Origin of the sequence: Streptomyces pyxinicus, assembly GCF_024753135.1 — a bacterium.
Classification (GTDB): Bacteria; Actinomycetota; Actinomycetes; order Streptomycetales; family Streptomycetaceae; genus Streptomyces; species Streptomyces pyxinicus.
In genome coordinates this window covers 138,418-153,978 of sequence record NZ_JANUGP010000003.1, presented here as the reverse complement: position 1 = coordinate 153,978, position 15,561 = coordinate 138,418, and the positions used below count along the sequence as shown (strand labels likewise).

Below are 15,561 nucleotides of genomic sequence, written 5' to 3'. Positions count from 1 at the left end.
GCAGGAGTGGAGGACCCGAGCAAGGCGGGTCGCCGGAACGGATGTCCGTCCGCACGTCGCGGACGGCCAAAGGTTCCGAGCAGCCCTTGGGGTGAAGCCGTGGTAACGCGGCCGGGCTACTTCGCCAGCCCGAATCCGACAGGTCATCCTTCACAGGCGGCTGACGAAGGGTTGCGCATGACTGCGCTCAATCGTGTCCCGTCGCTGATGGCCCGGGCCGGCACGGCCTCGGCACTCACTCTCGCCGCCGTGGGCGGCTCGATCGTGGTCCCGGGCCTCGCGTCCGACGCCTCGGCCGCGACCATGGCGACGAAGGCACTGAAGGTGGCGGCCTCCAAGAAGGGCGCCCCCTACCGGTGGGGAGCCGTCGGACCGCGCCGGTTCGACTGCTCCGGGCTGACGCTGTACTCGTTCAAGAAGGCGGGCAAGAAGCTCCCGCGCACCGCCGCGCAGCAGTACAACAGGACCCACCACATCTCCGCGCGGAGCCGCAAGGCGGGCGACCTGGTCTTCTTCCACTCGGGTTCCAGCGTCTACCACGTCGGCATCTACGCCGGCCACGGCAGGATCTGGCACGCGCCCAAGACCGGTGACGTGGTGCGGCTGCAGAAGATCTGGACCAGGAGCGTCTGGTACGGCCGGGTGAGCTGACCCGCCGACGGGACACGGGCGGCCTCCGGCAGCGGGGCCGCTTCCGGCGCCGTCAGCGCCCGCCTGAGGCCGCGCGCGGCCCCCGGGGCGGTACGACACGCCTCCCGGCCGGTCTACGGGTCCTGGCTGCCCGCCGTCGTGACCGGCTCGGCCGGGGTGGTCCAGGGCAGTTCGATGAAGACGGTCTTGCCGCCCTCCCGGGTGGGGCGGACCCGGAGCTTGCCGCCGCACTCGGCGGTGAGCCAGCGGATGATGACCATGCCGCGGCCGTTGTCCTGCTGGACGGCGGCGGGCAGCCTCTTGGGGAAGCGGGGGTGACTGTCCGTGACCCCGATGCGCAGGTGCTCGTCACGGTCCAGCGCGATGTCCACCGTGAAGGTCGGGGACTGCCCGAAGGTGTGCTGCACGGCGTTGGTGGCGAGTTCGGAGACGATGAGCCGTACGGTGTCCGCCACCTCGGCCTCCGGCGGCAGACCCCACTCCGCGAGGGTCCCCACCACGTAGGTACGGGCGGCGGAGACCGAGGCGGGATCGCTCGGCAGAGTGACGGATGCTTCCAGATGGTCTGCCATGGCGACGTCGTCCTTTTCCCATGGGACCGGAGTCCGGCATGGAGCGGATGGTTCGAGTACGGTCCCGGACTGGTGCTTCGCCGCCAGACTGCCACCACCGGGCCGGTCACGGGGAGCGATCCACCGAGATCTGCATATATCTGTCGCTCGAAGCGGTGAACTCTGCGACGCGAGACCGTATATGGGCCGCCCGCGGGGAGTAAGGAGGAACCCATGCAGAACGGGCCGGCCGTACGCCGTCGCAAGCTGGGGGCGGAACTGCGTGCGCTGCGCACCGGCGCGGGAATCACGAGTGGGGAGGCGGCGCGGCTGGTCGGCTGGCACCAGTCGAAGGTGAGCCGTATCGAGACGGGCGCGAGCGGCGTGAAAGCAACGGATCTACGGGCCCTGCTGGACGCGTACGACGTGCGGGACGCCCAGTTACGCGAGCTGCTGCTGGTGCTGGCGGGCTCCGAGGACACCGGCGGCAACGACCGCTGGTGGCACGCCTATCGCGGGGTGCTGCCGCCGACGTACCGGGATTTCATCAGCCTGGAGTCGCAGGCGAGCGCGATGCGCACCCTGGAGACCACGGTGGTGCCCGGGCTGTTGCAGACCCCGGAGTACGCCCGCGCGGTGACCCGGGCGGCCGTGAAGGACCTGGCCGAGGACCGTCTCGACACGCTGGTGGCGGTCCGGCTGGCCCGGCAGGACGTGCTGCGTTCGGCGTCGCCGCTGCGGCTGAGCGCCGTACTGGACGAGGCGGTGCTGCGCCGCGAGGTCGGCGGTCCGGAGGTGATGGCCCGGCAGCTGGAACGGCTGGCGGAGGACGCCCGACTGCCCCAGGTCCGGCTCCAGGTGCTGCCGTTCCGCGCGGGAGCACATGTCGGCCTCACCGGGCCTTTCGTTGTCTTCTCATTTCCGAGCACTTCTGATCTGGACGTGGTTGTTGTCGACCAGTTGACGAGTAGCCTCTACCTCGAACGGAAAGAAGACCTGGAGGCCTACTCGGAGGCCTTCAACTCCCTTCAGATGCACGCCCTTTCGCCCGAGGACTCATTGGACTACATCGCCGCGATAGGTGACGGCGCGTAAGGAGGCACCATGTCCGCACCGCCTCGGAACGTCCCTGCCAGTACCGATCTGCACGACGTGCGCTGGCTGCGCAGCAGCTACAGCACGGGCGCCAACAACTGCGTGGAGACCGCCCGGCCGGGCACCGGCCCCTGGGCCGGGCTGCTCGCCGTGCGCGACTCCAAGGCCCCGGCCGGACCCGCGCTGCTCTTCTCCCCCGGGAGCTGGGCGGGGTTCCTGACCGCGCTGCGGTGACCGGGCACCCCCGGCCGGCCGTTCCCCGCTGACCGCGTCCGGCCCTTCCGTCAACTCTCTTTTCCGGCCCACCCCTTCGAGCGAAGCACGGCCGTGTCACGCCGACTCATGGTCGCGTCTCGCCGATCACCCGTACAGCGCGTTCGATCTCCGCCCCGGACAGGTCCGCCCGGGCGGTCAGCCTCAGCCGTGAGACGCCGTCGGGCACGGACGGGGGGCGGAAGCAGCCCACCGCCAGGCCCGCCGCACGGCAGTCGGCCGCCCAGCGCACCGCCTGCTCCGGGGACGGAGCCCGCACGGAGACCACCGCGGCGTCGGGACGCACCGCCTCCAGTCCCGCGGCGGTCAGCCGTGTGTGCAGGTCCGCGGCGACCTCGCGGGCCCGGGCCGCGCGCTCCGGCTCGCGCACCAGCAGCCGCAGCGCCGCCAGCGCCGCGCCGGCCGCCGCCGGGGCCAGGCCGGTGTCGAAGATGAACGTGCGGGCCGCGTTGACCAGATGGCCGATCACCCGGGCCGGACCGAGCACCACGCCGCCCTGGCTGCCCAGCGACTTCGACAGGGTGGCGGTGACGACCACGTCCTCGGCGCCCGCGAGCCCGGCCGCCCGCGCCGCGCCCCGCCCGCCGTCGCCCAGCACGCCGAGCCCGTGGGCGTCGTCCACGACGAGCCCCGCGCCGCGCTCCCGGCACGCCCGCGCCAGCTCGGCCAGCGGCGCGCGGTCCCCGTCCACCGAGAACACCGTGTCGGAGACGACGATCGCCGCGCCCGCGTGTGTGGCCAGCGCCTTGCGCACCGCCTCCGGGTCGGCGTGCCCGACGACCTGCGTGGTGCCCCGGGCCAGCCGGCAGCCGTCGATGAGGGAGGCGTGGTTGCCCGCGTCGGAGACGATCAGCGAGCCGTGCGGGCCGAGCGCGGTCACGGCGGCCAGGTTGGCGGCGTAGCCGGAGGAGAAGACCAGCGCGGCCTCGAAGCCGCAGAACGCGGCCAGCTCGCCCTCCAACTCGGTGTGGAGTTCGGTGGTGCCGGTGACCAGCCGGGAGCCGGTGGCACCGCCGCCCCAGGTCCGGGCGGCCCGGGCGGCGCCCTCGGTGACCTCCGGGTGGCGGGCGAGTCCGAGGTAGTCGTTGCTCGCGAGGTCCAGCAGCGGCGAGTCGGCGGGGCGCGGACGCAGAGTGCGGACGAGACCGGCGCGGCGGCGTGCCTCGGCCTGTTCGTCGATCCAGCCGAACGCCATGTGTCCTCCGGGGCTTTTGTAGGTAGCGGACAGACACTAGCGGTACGTCCCGCCGCCCAGGGTGTGGCGATACCCACACGGTGAACCGCTCGCGTTGTCCGTTCTCTCCTTGGCCAGGGGCGGTTCCGTAGGACAGGATCGGACCTCATGGACCTGCTGAACACGCTGGTGGACAAGGGGCTTCGGCGCGAGCTGCCGACCCGCGAGGAAGCGCTCGCCGTGCTGGCCACCTCCGACGACGACCTGCTCGATGTGGTGGCCGCGGCCGGGAAGGTGCGCCGGCACTGGTTCGGGCGGCGGGTGAAACTCAACTACCTGGTCAACCTCAAGTCCGGGCTGTGCCCCGAGGACTGCTCCTACTGCTCCCAGCGGCTCGGCTCCCAGGCCGGCATCCTGAAGTACACCTGGCTCAAGCCCGACGAGGCCTCCGAGGCGGCGGCGGCCGGACTGGCCGGCGGCGCCAAGCGGGTCTGCCTGGTGGCCAGCGGCCGCGGCCCGACCGACCGGGACGTGGACCGGGTCTCGGACACCATCAAGGCGATCAAGGAACAGAACGAGGGCGTCGAGGTGTGCGCCTGTCTCGGCCTGCTCTCCGACGGCCAGGCCGAGCGGCTGCGCGCGGCCGGCGCGGACGCCTACAACCACAACCTGAACACCTCGGAGTCGACGTACGGGGAGATCACGACGACCCACACGTACGCCGATCGGGTGGACACGGTGCAGAGGGCGCACGCGGCCGGTCTGTCGGCGTGCTCGGGTCTGATCGCGGGCATGGGCGAGTCCGACGCGGACCTGGTCGACGTCGTCTACTCGCTGCGTGAACTGGACCCGGACTCGGTGCCGGTGAACTTCCTGATCCCGTTCGAGGGCACCCCGCTGGCCAAGGAGTGGAACCTCACCCCGCAGCGCTGCCTGCGCATCCTCGCGATGGTCCGCTTCGTCTGCCCGGACGTGGAGGTACGCATCGCGGGCGGCCGTGAGGTCCATCTGCGCACGATGCAGCCGCTCGCGCTGCACCTGGCCAACTCCGTCTTCCTCGGTGACTACCTGACCAGCGAGGGCCAGGCGGGCAAGGCCGACCTGGAGATGATCGCGGACGCGGGCTTCGAGGTGGAGGGGGCCGGCGAGGTGACACTGCCGGAGCACCGGGTCACGGCCGGCGCGGGCGGCGGCTGCGGGTCGCACGAGGGTGCCGGGTGCGGGTCGCACGCGGAGGGCGGCTGCGGCTCGGCGGCCGGGGCGGGGTGCGGGTCGCACGCCGGTGGCGGGGTCTGCGGTACGGCGCCCGAGCCGGCCGTCGCCGAGCAGCGCACCGAACCGCATACCGAGCCGCACACCGGGCCGCGCACCGATCTGGTCGCCGTCCGCCGCCGGGGTGCCGGAACGGATCTCGCGCCCAATGCCTGACCTGTCCCGCCCGGACGTGTCCGCCCTGCTGGAGCTGGACCGGCGGCACGTCTGGCATCCGTACGGCCCGATGCCCGGCCGGGTCGCCCCGCTCGTCGTGGAGTCGGCGAGCGGGGTCCGGCTGCGGCTCGCGGACGGCTCGGGCGAGCTGGTCGACGGCATGTCGTCGTGGTGGTCGGCCATCCACGGCTACCGCCACCCCGTCCTCGACGAGGCCGCGCACCGGCAGCTCGGCCGGATGAGCCACGTCATGTTCGGCGGGCTCACGCACGAGCCCGCCGTAGAGCTGGTGAAGCGACTTGTCGACATGTCACCGGAAGGGCTCGAACACGTCTTCCTGGCCGACTCGGGATCGGTCTCGGTCGAGGTGGCCGTCAAGATGTGCCTCCAGTACTGGCGCTCGCTCGGCCGGCCCGGCAAGCGTCGGCTCCTGACCTGGCGCGGCGGCTACCACGGGGACACCTGGCAGCCGATGTCGGTGTGCGACCCCGAGGGCGGGATGCACGAGCTGTGGTCCGGGGTGCTGCCGCGCCAGGTCTTCGCGGACGCGCCGCCGACGGAATACGAGGAGTCGTACGCCGAGCAGCTGCGGGAGCTGATCGCCCGGCACGCGGACGAACTGGCCGCGGTGATCGTGGAGCCGGTGGTGCAGGGCGCGGGCGGGATGCGTTTCCACTCCCCCGCGTATCTGCGGGTGCTGCGGGAAGCGTGCGACGCGCATGACGTGCTGCTGGTGTTCGACGAGATCGCGACCGGGTTCGGCCGTACCGGCGCGCTGTTCGCTGCGGACCACGCGGCCGTCTCCCCCGACGTGATGTGTGTGGGCAAGGCGCTGACGGGCGGCTATCTGACGATGGCGGCCACGCTGTGCTCCGCGCGGGTCGCCGACGGCATCTCGCGCGGCGAGGTGCCGGTGCTCGCGCACGGGCCGACCTTCATGGGCAACCCGCTGGCGGCGGCCGTGGCCTGCGCCTCCCTGGACCTGCTGCTCGGCCAGGACTGGGCGGCCGAGGTCAAGCGGATCGAGACGGGCCTGCGCGAGGGGCTGGCGCCGGCCGCGGTCCTGCCCGGTGTGCGGGACGTGCGGGTGCTGGGCGCGATCGGGGTCGTCCAGCTGGACCACGAGGTGGACATGGCCGCGGCCACCGCGGCCGCCGTACGGGAGGGCGTATGGCTGCGTCCCTTCCGGGATCTGGTGTACACGATGCCGCCGTACGTCACCTCGGACGAGGACGTGGCACGGATCGCGCGCGCGGTGTGCGCGGCGGCGCGGGAGGGTTGAGATGCCGGTACTGGTGATCACGGGCACGGGCACGGAGGTCGGCAAGACCGTCACCACCGCCGCCGTCGCCGCCGCCGCGCTCGCGGCCGGACGGTCGGTGGCGGTGCTCAAGGCCGCCCAGACGGGGCTACGGCCGGACGAGCGCGGGGACGCCGACGAGGTCGCGCGGCTCGCGGGCGCGGTGACGGCCACCGAACTGGCCCGCTTTCCGGAGCCGTTGGCACCGGAGACGGCGGCCAGACGGGCGGGACTGACACCGGTGCGCCCTCGTGAGGTCGCCGAGGCCGCCGCCAAGCTCGCCACCGAGCACGACCTGGTGCTGGTCGAGGGGGCGGGCGGGCTGCTGGTCCGGTTCGACCCGGAGGGCGGCACCCTGGCCGACGCCGCCGCGCTGCTGGACGCGCCGGTACTGGTCGTGGCCCCGGCCGGCCTGGGCACCCTGAACGCCACGGAACTGACGGCCCGCGAGCTACGGCACCGGGGGCTGGACCTGGCCGGCGTGGTCATCGGCAGCTGGCCCTCGGACCCCGACCTGGCCGCCCGCTGCAACCTGGCCGACCTCCCCCAGGTCTCCGACGCCCCCCTCCTCGGCGCCCTGCCCTCGGGCGCGGCGGCCCTCTCCCCGGCCGGCTTCCGCACGACGGCCCCTTCCTGGCTCGCGCCCCGCCTGGACGGAACGTGGGACGCGGCGGCGTTCGGGGCACGGGAGGGCGCGGCGGCGTTCGGGTAGGGGACGGGCTCGGAGCAGGCAGGAGGCGAGTCTGGTCAGCCGTTCCAGCGGCGCAGTTCCGCCGCGATGTCGTCCACGCTCGCCGTGCCGTCCTTGACCAGCCGGGCGAGATCGCGGACCTGCTCCGGCGTGGTGACGACCTTGGTGCCGCTCGCCACCAGGTAGGCGTAGGCGACGGCCGAGGCGAACAGCGCGTTGGAGCGCTCCAGCGCCGGTACGTGGATGAGCAGTTGGAGCAGGGCCGCCGCGCGGGCGTGCGGACTGTTGTAGACGGGGACGCCGAAGATCTCCGCCCGGTGCCGGGCCACCGCGGCGACGAGCGCGCCCCAGTCGGTGACCTGCGGGTCGCCGGGCGTGCGCTGCTCGGCGAGCATGAGCAGCCAGGCGAGGTCGACGGTGAGATCGTTCAAGGGATCAGCCGCGGCGGTCGGCCAGTTCCTCGGTGAACACGGATTCGTACCGCTCCATGAAGTCGGCGGCGGCCTCGACGAACGTGCCGCCCGTCTCCCCGGCGTCCTGCCGGACCAGTTCCTCGATGTAGCGGTTGACGCTGATCCCCCGGGCCAGGGCGCGTTCGCGGGCCGCGCGGGCGGTGCCCTCGTCCACGCGCACGTTCAGCTGGGTCTTCGCCATGCTTCGACGCTAGCGCGGGGGTGCTAGGCCCTGTCGTCAAACTCCCGCCTGCTCCGCGACGCCATGCACGCACTCTCGCCGCACCGGGCCCTGACCCAAGTACGTCCAGTACGAGGATCAGGGCCCGGCACGCCGAGAGCACGCACCTGACGCCGCGAAGCCCGCCCTCCGGGCGAACGGCGGGAGTTTGACGACAGGACCTAGCGGCGGCAAGCGGTCCCGGCACGCGACGCGTGTCCCGTGCCTGACGCGGATTATTCGTGTGGTTGGGGTCACACTGGGCTCAGTCCCGGACCAAGAGACCGGGACATCGAGCGACCGGGAGGCGGTCTTGTCCACACCTGCTGCGGAGCACGCCCCGGGCCGCGCTCCGGACACCGCCGTCGCGGCCCGCGCCCGGGGGCTGACCAAGGCCTACGGGTCAGGCGAGACGGCCGTCCTGGCCCTGGACGCGGTCGACGTGGACATCACCCGGGGGTGTTTCACGGCCGTGATGGGCCCCTCGGGCTCCGGGAAGTCCACCCTGATGCACTGTCTGGCAGGCCTGGACACCGTGTCGGCCGGCCGGGTGTGGCTCGGCGACACCGAGGTCACGGGGCTGCGGGACCGGGAGCTGACCCGGCTCAGGCGGGACCGCGTCGGGTTCATGTTCCAGTCGTTCAATCTGATCCCGACCCTGACCGCCGCCGAGAACATCACCCTGCCGATGGACATCGCGGGCCGCCGCCCCGACCAGGAATGGCTGGACCGGGTCATCGACGCCCTCGGCCTGCGCGCGCGGCTGTCGCACCGGCCGGCCCAGCTCTCCGGCGGTCAGCAGCAGCGCGTCGCCTGTGCGCGGGCGCTGGCCGCACGCCCGGAGCTGATCTTCGCCGACGAGCCGACCGGCAACCTCGACTCGCGGGCCGGTGCGGAGGTGCTGGGCTTCCTGCGCGGCGCGGTGGACGACCTCGGCCAGACCGTCGTCATGGTCACCCACGACCCGGGCGCCGCCGCCCACTCCGACCTGGTGCTCTTCCTCGCCGACGGACGGATCGTGGACGAGACGCGGCACCCCACGGCGGACGCGGTCCTGGAACGCATGCGCGACCTGCCCGGCACCGGCCCGCTGGCCGCCGGCGCCGTCACCGTCCAGGAGGACTGACCCGGTGCTCAAGGCGACCCTGAGGAGTTTCCTCGCGCACAAGGGACGGCTCGCGCTGTCCGCGCTGGCCGTGGTCCTGTCCGTGGCGTTCGTCGCGGGCAGCCTGATCTTCTCCGACACCGTCACCCGTACCTTCGACCGGCTCTTCGCCTCCACGGCGGCCGATGTGACGGTGCTGCCGAAGGACGACCCGAGGTCGGCGCGGCTGAGCGGCGCGGTGCCGACGCTGCCGGCCGCCCTGCGGGACCGGGTGGCCCGGGTGGACGGGGTCGCGGCGGCCCGCGCGGAGGTGTCGGTGCAGAACGTGGTCGTGGTGGACGGCCGTGACAGGTCCGTCGGGCCGACGACCGGCGCCCCGACCATCGCCACGGCCTGGTACGCCACCCCGCGCAGCGCGGTACGGCTCACCTCGGGGCACGCCCCGCACGGCGCGGGGGAGGTCCTGCTGGACGCGGACACGGCCGGCCGCGCGCACGTCCGGATCGGCGACCCGCTGACCGTGCAGGCGCAGCCGGGCGCGTTGCGGGTACGGGTGGCCGGCATCGCCACGTTCACCACCACCAACCCCGGCTCGGCGCTGGTCTACCTGGACCCGGCGGTGGCGGGCCGGGAACTGCTCGGGTCGGCGGCGAAGGCCACCGGCATCGCGGTGGACGCGGCACCCGGTGTGCCGGACGCGCGGCTCAAGCAGCGGATCGGTGCCGCGCTCGGCACCGGCACCTACAGCCTGCGGACGGCGGACGAGCAGGCCAAGTCGGCGGCGGCCGGCCTCGGCACCTTCCTCGACGTGATCAAGTACGTGATGCTCGGCTTCGCCGGTGTGGCGCTGCTCGTCGGTGTGTTCCTGATCGTCAACACCTTTTCCATGCTGATCGCCCAGCGCACCCGGGAGCTGGGGCTGCTGCGGGCGCTGGGCGCGGACCGGCGGCAGGTGCGGCGGTCGGTGCTCACGGAGGCGCTGCTGCTCGGCCTGGTGGGCGCGACGCTGGGCCTCGCGGCCGGGATCGGGCTGGCCCTGGGGCTGATCCGGCTGGTCAGCGCGTTCGGGCCGAACCTGCGCACGACACGGATGGTCATCGGCTGGGGCACCCCCGTCGCGGCGTACGTCGTCGGGCTCGGCGTCACCTTCGTGGCCGCCTATCTGCCCGCGCGGCGTGCGGCGGCGGTCTCCCCGATGGCCGCGCTCACGGACGCCGAAGTGGGCGGAGCGGGAAGGCCGTTGCGAACGCGCGCGATCGTGGGCGCGGTGCTCGGGGCCGTCGGCGCTGCGGCGCTGGCCGGGTGCGCGGCGGCCACCCGGACCGGACCGGCGGCCGGGCTGCTGGCGGCCGGCGTGGCGCTGACGCTGGTCGCGACCGTGGTCGCCGGGCCGCTGCTGGTGCGGCCGGTGATCCGGGTGCTGGGCGGCGCCTTCCCGGTGCTGTTCGGCCCGGTCGGCCGGATGAGCCAGCGCAACGCGCTGCGCAATCCGCGCCGTACCGGGGCGACGGCCGCCGCGCTGATGGTGGGGCTGGCCCTGGTGGGCGGGATGTCGGTGGCGAGCGCGTCCATGTCCGCGTCGTTCGACCGGCAGATCGACCGGACGCTGGGCGCCGACCTCATCGTGCAGGGCGCCAACTTCACCTCGTTCAACGGGCGGGTGCGTGACGCCGTGGCCGGGACGCGCGGCGTCGGGCTCGTCGTGGCGCAGCGGCAGACCCCGCTGAGCGTGCGGATGCCGGACGGGCGGGAGGTGCGCACGAACGCCACCGGGTACGGCGACCGGGTCGACGCCGTCGTGCACATCCCCTACACGCGGGGTAGTGCCCGGGACGCGCTGGCGGCCGGGCACCTCGCCATGGACGCCGGTTTCGCCGCCGACCACGGTGCGCGGGTCGGCAGTGTGCTGCCGGTCGAGTTCCCGGGCGGGCGCCGCGCCGAGCTGGCGGTCGGCGCCCTCACCCGGCAGGAGTCGGCCCAGGGCTTCGGCTCCGAGGGCAACCTGTTCATGGGCCTTGCCACCCTGCGGAGGTACGTGCCGGGCGGGCAGGACTCCGCGCTGTACGTCGACGCGGCCCCGGGCACGAAGGCGGCGGACCTGCGGCCCCGGCTGGAGCGGGCGCTCGCGCCGTACCCGCAGGTGCAGGTGCGGGACCAGACCGACTACAAGAAGCTGGTGCACGACCAGATCTCGGTGCTGCTGTACCTGGTGTACGCGCTGCTGGGCCTCGCGATCGTCATCGCCGTGCTCGGCGTGGTCAACACGCTGGCGCTGTCGGTGGTGGAGCGCACCCGGGAGATCGGGCTGCTGCGGGCGATCGGGCTCGGGCGGCGGCAGTTGCGGCGGATGATCCGGCTGGAGTCGGTGGTGATCGCGGTGTTCGGCGCGGTGCTCGGGCTGGGGCTCGGGCTGGTGTGGGGCGTGTGCATGCAGCAGGTGCTCGCGCTGCGCGGGCTGACCGCGTTCGCCGTCCCCTGGGGCACGATCGTCGCGGTGGTGGCCGGCTCGGCGGTGGTGGGGGTGGCGGCGGCGCTGCTGCCGGCGCTGCGGGCGTCGCGGATGAACGTCCTGGCGGCGATCGCCCACGAGTGACACCCGCTGCCACACCTGGGCCGGGATGTGGGAGTGGTACGGAGTCCGCATGACGGAATCCCGGGAGCCGGCGCCCCGCACGGTGCTCTGATGACCGTATGAGCGACCTGCGGATACGCCCTGCCGTCCCCGACGACCTCGACACCGTCCTCGCCTTCTGGAAGACGGCCGCCGAGGGCACCAGCATCAGCGACGACCGCGCCGGTGTCGAGCGGCTGGTCGCCCGTGACCCGGGGGCGCTGCTCCTCGCGGAGTCGGCGGGCGAGCTGGTCGGCACGGTGATCGCGGGCTTCGACGGGTGGCGGTGCCATTTGTACCGGCTCGCGGTGTGTCCGAAGCGGCGGCGCCGGGGCATCGGCTCGGCGCTGCTGACCGCCGCCGAGGAGCGGTTCGCGCGGCTCGGCGGGCGGCGCGCGGACGCGATGGTGCTGGTCCGCAACGAGCGGGCGCGGCACGCCTGGCGGGCCGCCGGCTACGAGCCCGAGGAGCAGTGGCGGCGTTGGGTGAAGCCGCTCACGGACTGATATCCACAGGCATTTTTGCCCATCCTTTACTCTTGTGGGAGCACTCGGCTCTCTATGAAAGGTTGTGAGCGTCCGCCCATGGGCGAGCCTCCCAGTCCGCGACACCGCGCGTCCCGCCCCGCCCTGTCCGATCATGGGAGGGGGTGACCCGATGACCGAAGTACTCCTCCTTCTGGCGGCGATCCTGCTGTCACTCGCCTGCGGCGCCTTCGTGGCGGCGGAGTTCTCGCTGACCACGGTCGGGCGCGGCGAGCTGGAGCGGGCCGCCGAGCGTGGCGAGCGCGGGGCCTCCGGCGCCCTGAAAGCCGTACGGAACCTGACCTTCCAGCTGTCCGGCGCCCAGCTCGGCATCACCGTCACGAACCTGGTGGTCGGCATGCTCGCCGAGCCGTCGATCGCCAGACTGCTCGCCGGTCCGTTCCGGGCGATGGGCCTGTCGGGGTCGGCGGCGGGTACGGCCGCGCTGGTGCTGGGCACCGCGCTGTCCACGGTGTTCCTGATGGTCGTCGGCGAGCTGGTGCCGAAGAACTGGGCGATCTCCTCGCCGCTGGCCGTGGCCAAGCGGGTGGGCAACGCCCAGCGCTGGTTCAGCGCCGCCTTCCGGCCCTTCATCACCCACCTGAACAACACGGCCAACCACGTCGTACGACGGTTCGGCATCGAGCCCGCCGAGGAGCTGGCCTCGGCGCGCGGGCCGCAGGAGCTGGCCGCGCTGGCCCGGCACTCCGCCAAGGCGGGCGCGCTGGAGGCGGACACCGCCGAGCTGTTCGTGCGCACGCTGAACCTGGCCGACCTGACCGCCGAGAACGTGATGACCCCGCGCGTCCAGGTCGTCGCTCTGGACACCCAGGCCACCTGCGAGGACGTGGCCAACGCCACCCGGGCCACCGGCCTGTCCCGGTTCCCGGTCTACCGGGGCAGCCTGGACGCGGTGGTGGGCACCGCGCACATCAAGGACGTGCTCGCCGTGCCCGCCGGCGAGCGCCGGCACCGCACGGTCGCCCAGGTGATGCGCGAACCCCTGCTGGTGCCCGAGTCGCTGACCGTGGACCGGCTGCTCGACCGGCTCGGCGGCCGGCGCACCATGGCCGTCGTCATCGACGAGTACGGCGGCACGGCCGGTGTGGCCACACTGGAGGACATCGTCGAGGAGGTCGTCGGCGAGGTGCGCGACGAGCACGACCCGCACGAGACGCCCGACCTCGCCCCGGCGGGCGCCGACGGCGACGGCCGGGCGCTGTACTCGGCCGACGGCGCGGCCCGCACCGACCAGCTCGCCCGCGTCGGCCTGCGCGCGCCCGAGGGTCCCTACGAGACGCTGGCCGGCCTGGTCGCCACCGAGCTGGGCCGGATACCCGAGACCGGTGACACCGTCCAGGTGGCCGGCTGGCGGCTGGACGTCGTGGACGCCTCCGGGCGCCGGGCGGCCCGGGTGCTGCTGCACGCGCCGCTGGACGACGAGCGTGCCGACGAGAGGCCCGAGACTCCGGAGGGGGCGCGATGACCGCCGTACAGCTGCTGATCGGTCTGGCGACCCTGGTCGTCAACGCCTTCTTCGTGGGCGCCGAGTTCGCGCTGATCTCGGTGCGCCGCTCGCAGGTCGAGCCCCTCGCCCAGGAGGGCGACCGGCGGGCCAGGAGCGTGCTGTGGGGTCTTGAGCACGTGTCGGCGCTGCTGGCCGCCGCCCAGCTCGGCATCACGCTGTGCACCCTGGTCCTCGGCGTGGTCGCCGAGCCGGCCATCGCACATCTGCTGGAGCCGGTGTTCCACGCGCTGGGCGTGCCCTCGGGCGCGGGGCACGCGGTGTCCTTCGTGATCGCCCTGACCCTGGCGACCTATCTGCACATGCTGCTGGGCGAGATGGTCCCGAAGAACATCTCCCTCGCGGAGCCGGTGCGCAGCGCGCTGCTGCTCGGGCCGCCGCTGGTCGCCCTGTCCCGGGCGCTGCGTCCGGTGATCTTCACGGTGAACGCGTTCGCGAACGGGCTGCTGAAGCTGCTGCGCGTGGAGGCGAAGGACGAGGTGGCGGCGACGTTCACGGACACCGAACTGGCCGAGATCGTCAAGGACGCCAGCGAGGCCGGGCTGATCGACGACCGGGCCCAGGAGCGGCTGCACGACGCCCTGGAGCTGGGCAGCCGGCCGGTGCGGGACGTGGTGGTGCCGCTGGAGCGGGTGGTCTACGCGCGAGTGGGCGTCACCCCGGAACAGTTGGAGGGGCTGTCGGCCGAGTCGGGTTTCTCCCGGTTCCCGGTGGTCGACTCCGGCCGCCGGATCGCGGGCTACCTGCACATCAAGGACGCGCTGGACGCCTCCCCGCACGACGTGCCGTTCCGGCTCCGGGACATGCGGCCGATCCCCCGGGTGCGCGAGCAGACCCCGCTGGACGACGTGCTCACCGCGATGCGGGGCAGCCGTACGCATGTGGCGGCGGTCCTCGGCGGGGACGGCCGGCTGGCGGGCCTGGTGACGATGGAGGACGTGCTGCGGGAGCTGTTCGGGCAGCGGACCCCGAACTGACGCCGAGCCAGGCCACGGGCTGACACCGAGCCGGCCACGGGCTGCTTGTGCCGGGCGGACCGGGGCGACCGACCGGCGGGTATGTGGCCGGGATACCATCGCTGTCGCCATGCAGACGAATCCCGCACCTCCCCCGTACGCCAGCCTGGTCGCGGTCGGCGACTCCTTCACCGAGGGCATGTCGGACCTGCTGCCCGACGGTTCCTACCGGGGCTGGGCCGACCTGCTCGCCACCCGGATGGCGGCCCGCTCGCCCGGCTTCCGGTACGCCAACCTCGCCGTGCGCGGGAAGCTGATCGGGCAGATCGTCGAGGAGCAGGTGGGCGTCGCGGCGGCCCTGAAAGCCGACGTCGTGACCCTGGTCGGCGGCCTCAACGACACCCTCCGCCCCAAGTGCGACATGGGGCGGGTCAAGGGCCTGCTGACCGAGGCGGTGGAACGGCTCACCCCCTCCTGCGGGCAGCTCGTGCTCATGCGCAGCCCCGGCCGGCAGGGCCCGGTGCTGGAGCGGTTCCGGCCGCGCATGGAGGAGCTGTTCGCCCACGTGGACGAGCTGGCCGCCCGGCACGGCGCCCTCGTCGTCGACCTGTACGGGGCGCCCGCGCTGGCCGACCCCCGGATGTGGGACGTGGACCGGCTGCACCTGACGGCGGAGGGCCACCGACGGGTGGCCGAGGCGGTGTGGCAGACACTCGGCCACGCGGCCGAGGACAGCGACTGGCACGTCCCGATGCCGGCCACGCTCCCGCCGGGCTGGCTGACCCGCCGGGTCGCCGACGCGCGCTTCGCCCGCCAGTACCTCCTCCCCTGGATAGGCCGGCGTCTCACCGGCCGCTCCTCCGGGGACGGCCGGACCGGCGCCCAGTTCAGCCCTGAGCTGGGCGAAGCCTTCTGGGTCACCCCTACGGACCACACGATCCCCGGCCCCGTCACGGACTGGCGGCGGGTGGGGCCCTGACCCAGGACCCTCACCTCGTGACCCGC

The 15,561-nt window shown here is 73.4% G+C and carries 16 protein-coding genes; 12 read left to right on the top strand and 4 right to left on the bottom strand.

Translation table 11 applies throughout. The annotated features are described in order from the left end of the window. The first annotated feature begins 177 nt into the window (after positions 1-177). Positions 178-651 (top strand): C40 family peptidase, encoded by a 474-nt coding sequence (locus tag NX794_RS05925; protein WP_258777123.1) that lies wholly within the window; start codon positions 178-180, stop codon positions 649-651. A 113-nt stretch (positions 652-764) separates the two neighbouring features. Here the strand turns inward: NX794_RS05925 and NX794_RS05920 are convergent, their stop codons facing one another. Continuing rightward, entirely contained in the window at positions 765-1,223 is a 459-nt protein-coding gene (locus NX794_RS05920) for an ATP-binding protein (protein ID WP_258777122.1), read from the bottom strand. A 213-nt stretch (positions 1,224-1,436) separates the two neighbouring features. Here NX794_RS05920 and NX794_RS05915 point away from each other — a divergent pair, with 213 nt between their 5' ends. Beyond that, positions 1,437-2,297, top strand: a complete 861-nt coding sequence (locus NX794_RS05915; RefSeq protein ID WP_258777121.1) for a helix-turn-helix domain-containing protein — start codon at positions 1,437-1,439, stop codon at positions 2,295-2,297. A 9-nt stretch (positions 2,298-2,306) separates the two neighbouring features. Beyond that, positions 2,307-2,531, top strand: coding sequence for a DUF397 domain-containing protein (locus NX794_RS05910; RefSeq protein ID WP_258777120.1), 225 nt, complete (start codon positions 2,307-2,309; stop codon positions 2,529-2,531). 106 nt (positions 2,532-2,637) lie between these two features. On the opposite strand, the gene NX794_RS05905 is transcribed toward NX794_RS05910, so the two are convergent. Further along, the gene (locus tag NX794_RS05905; RefSeq protein WP_258777119.1) at positions 2,638-3,765 is read right to left on the bottom strand and encodes an 8-amino-7-oxononanoate synthase; all 1,128 of its coding nucleotides are present in this window, start codon (positions 3,763-3,765) and stop codon (positions 2,638-2,640) included. A 147-nt stretch (positions 3,766-3,912) separates the two neighbouring features. On the opposite strand from NX794_RS05905, the gene bioB reads away from it, so the two are divergent. Genes bioB through bioD form a run of 3 tightly spaced genes read left to right on the top strand, consistent with a single transcriptional unit; the run spans position 3,913 to position 7,184 of the window. Next, the gene (gene bioB, locus NX794_RS05900; RefSeq protein WP_258777117.1) at positions 3,913-5,172 is read left to right on the top strand and encodes a biotin synthase BioB; all 1,260 of its coding nucleotides are present in this window, start codon (positions 3,913-3,915) and stop codon (positions 5,170-5,172) included. Beyond that, a complete protein-coding gene (locus tag NX794_RS05895) occupies positions 5,165-6,454 on the top strand; it encodes an adenosylmethionine--8-amino-7-oxononanoate transaminase (protein ID WP_258777116.1) in 1,290 nt (429 codons plus the stop codon). The genes bioB and NX794_RS05895 overlap by 8 nt, the downstream gene beginning before the upstream one ends. Before the next feature lies 1 nt (position 6,455). Further along, positions 6,456-7,184 carry a dethiobiotin synthase gene (gene bioD / locus NX794_RS05890; RefSeq protein ID WP_258777115.1) on the top strand — a complete coding sequence of 243 codons (729 nt, stop codon included), beginning with the start codon at positions 6,456-6,458 and terminating at the stop codon, positions 7,182-7,184. A gap of 35 nt (positions 7,185-7,219) precedes the next feature. Here bioD and NX794_RS05885 read toward each other — a convergent pair whose 3' ends face one another. Next, the gene (locus tag NX794_RS05885) at positions 7,220-7,594 is read right to left on the bottom strand and encodes a fic family toxin-antitoxin system, toxin component (RefSeq protein ID WP_258777114.1); all 375 of its coding nucleotides are present in this window, start codon (positions 7,592-7,594) and stop codon (positions 7,220-7,222) included. 4 nt (positions 7,595-7,598) lie between these two features. Next, positions 7,599-7,817 carry an antitoxin gene (locus NX794_RS05880; RefSeq protein WP_258777113.1) on the bottom strand — a complete coding sequence of 73 codons (219 nt, stop codon included), beginning with the start codon at positions 7,815-7,817 and terminating at the stop codon, positions 7,599-7,601. A 331-nt stretch (positions 7,818-8,148) separates the two neighbouring features. Between NX794_RS05880 and NX794_RS05875 the strand changes: the two genes are divergently transcribed. From NX794_RS05875 to NX794_RS05850, 6 genes are all read left to right on the top strand, one after another. Beyond that, positions 8,149-8,961: an ABC transporter ATP-binding protein gene (locus NX794_RS05875; protein ID WP_258777112.1), complete on the top strand. Its 813-nt coding sequence runs from the start codon at positions 8,149-8,151 to the stop codon at positions 8,959-8,961. Positions 8,962-8,965: 4 nt separating this feature from the next. After that, positions 8,966-11,533, top strand: a complete 2,568-nt coding sequence (locus NX794_RS05870; protein ID WP_258777111.1) for an ABC transporter permease — start codon at positions 8,966-8,968, stop codon at positions 11,531-11,533. A gap of 98 nt (positions 11,534-11,631) precedes the next feature. Then, complete coding sequence (locus tag NX794_RS05865; protein WP_258777110.1) at positions 11,632-12,057, top strand: GNAT family N-acetyltransferase; 426 nt, start codon at positions 11,632-11,634, stop codon at positions 12,055-12,057. Positions 12,058-12,208: 151 nt separating this feature from the next. Next, positions 12,209-13,561 carry a hemolysin family protein gene (locus tag NX794_RS05860; protein WP_258777109.1) on the top strand — a complete coding sequence of 451 codons (1,353 nt, stop codon included), beginning with the start codon at positions 12,209-12,211 and terminating at the stop codon, positions 13,559-13,561. After that, positions 13,558-14,577, top strand: a complete 1,020-nt coding sequence (locus NX794_RS05855; protein WP_258777108.1) for a hemolysin family protein — start codon at positions 13,558-13,560, stop codon at positions 14,575-14,577. The genes NX794_RS05860 and NX794_RS05855 overlap by 4 nt, the downstream gene beginning before the upstream one ends. A 109-nt stretch (positions 14,578-14,686) precedes the next feature. Continuing rightward, positions 14,687-15,535: an SGNH/GDSL hydrolase family protein gene (locus tag NX794_RS05850; RefSeq protein WP_258777107.1), complete on the top strand. Its 849-nt coding sequence runs from the start codon at positions 14,687-14,689 to the stop codon at positions 15,533-15,535. Positions 15,536-15,561 lie beyond the last annotated feature (26 nt).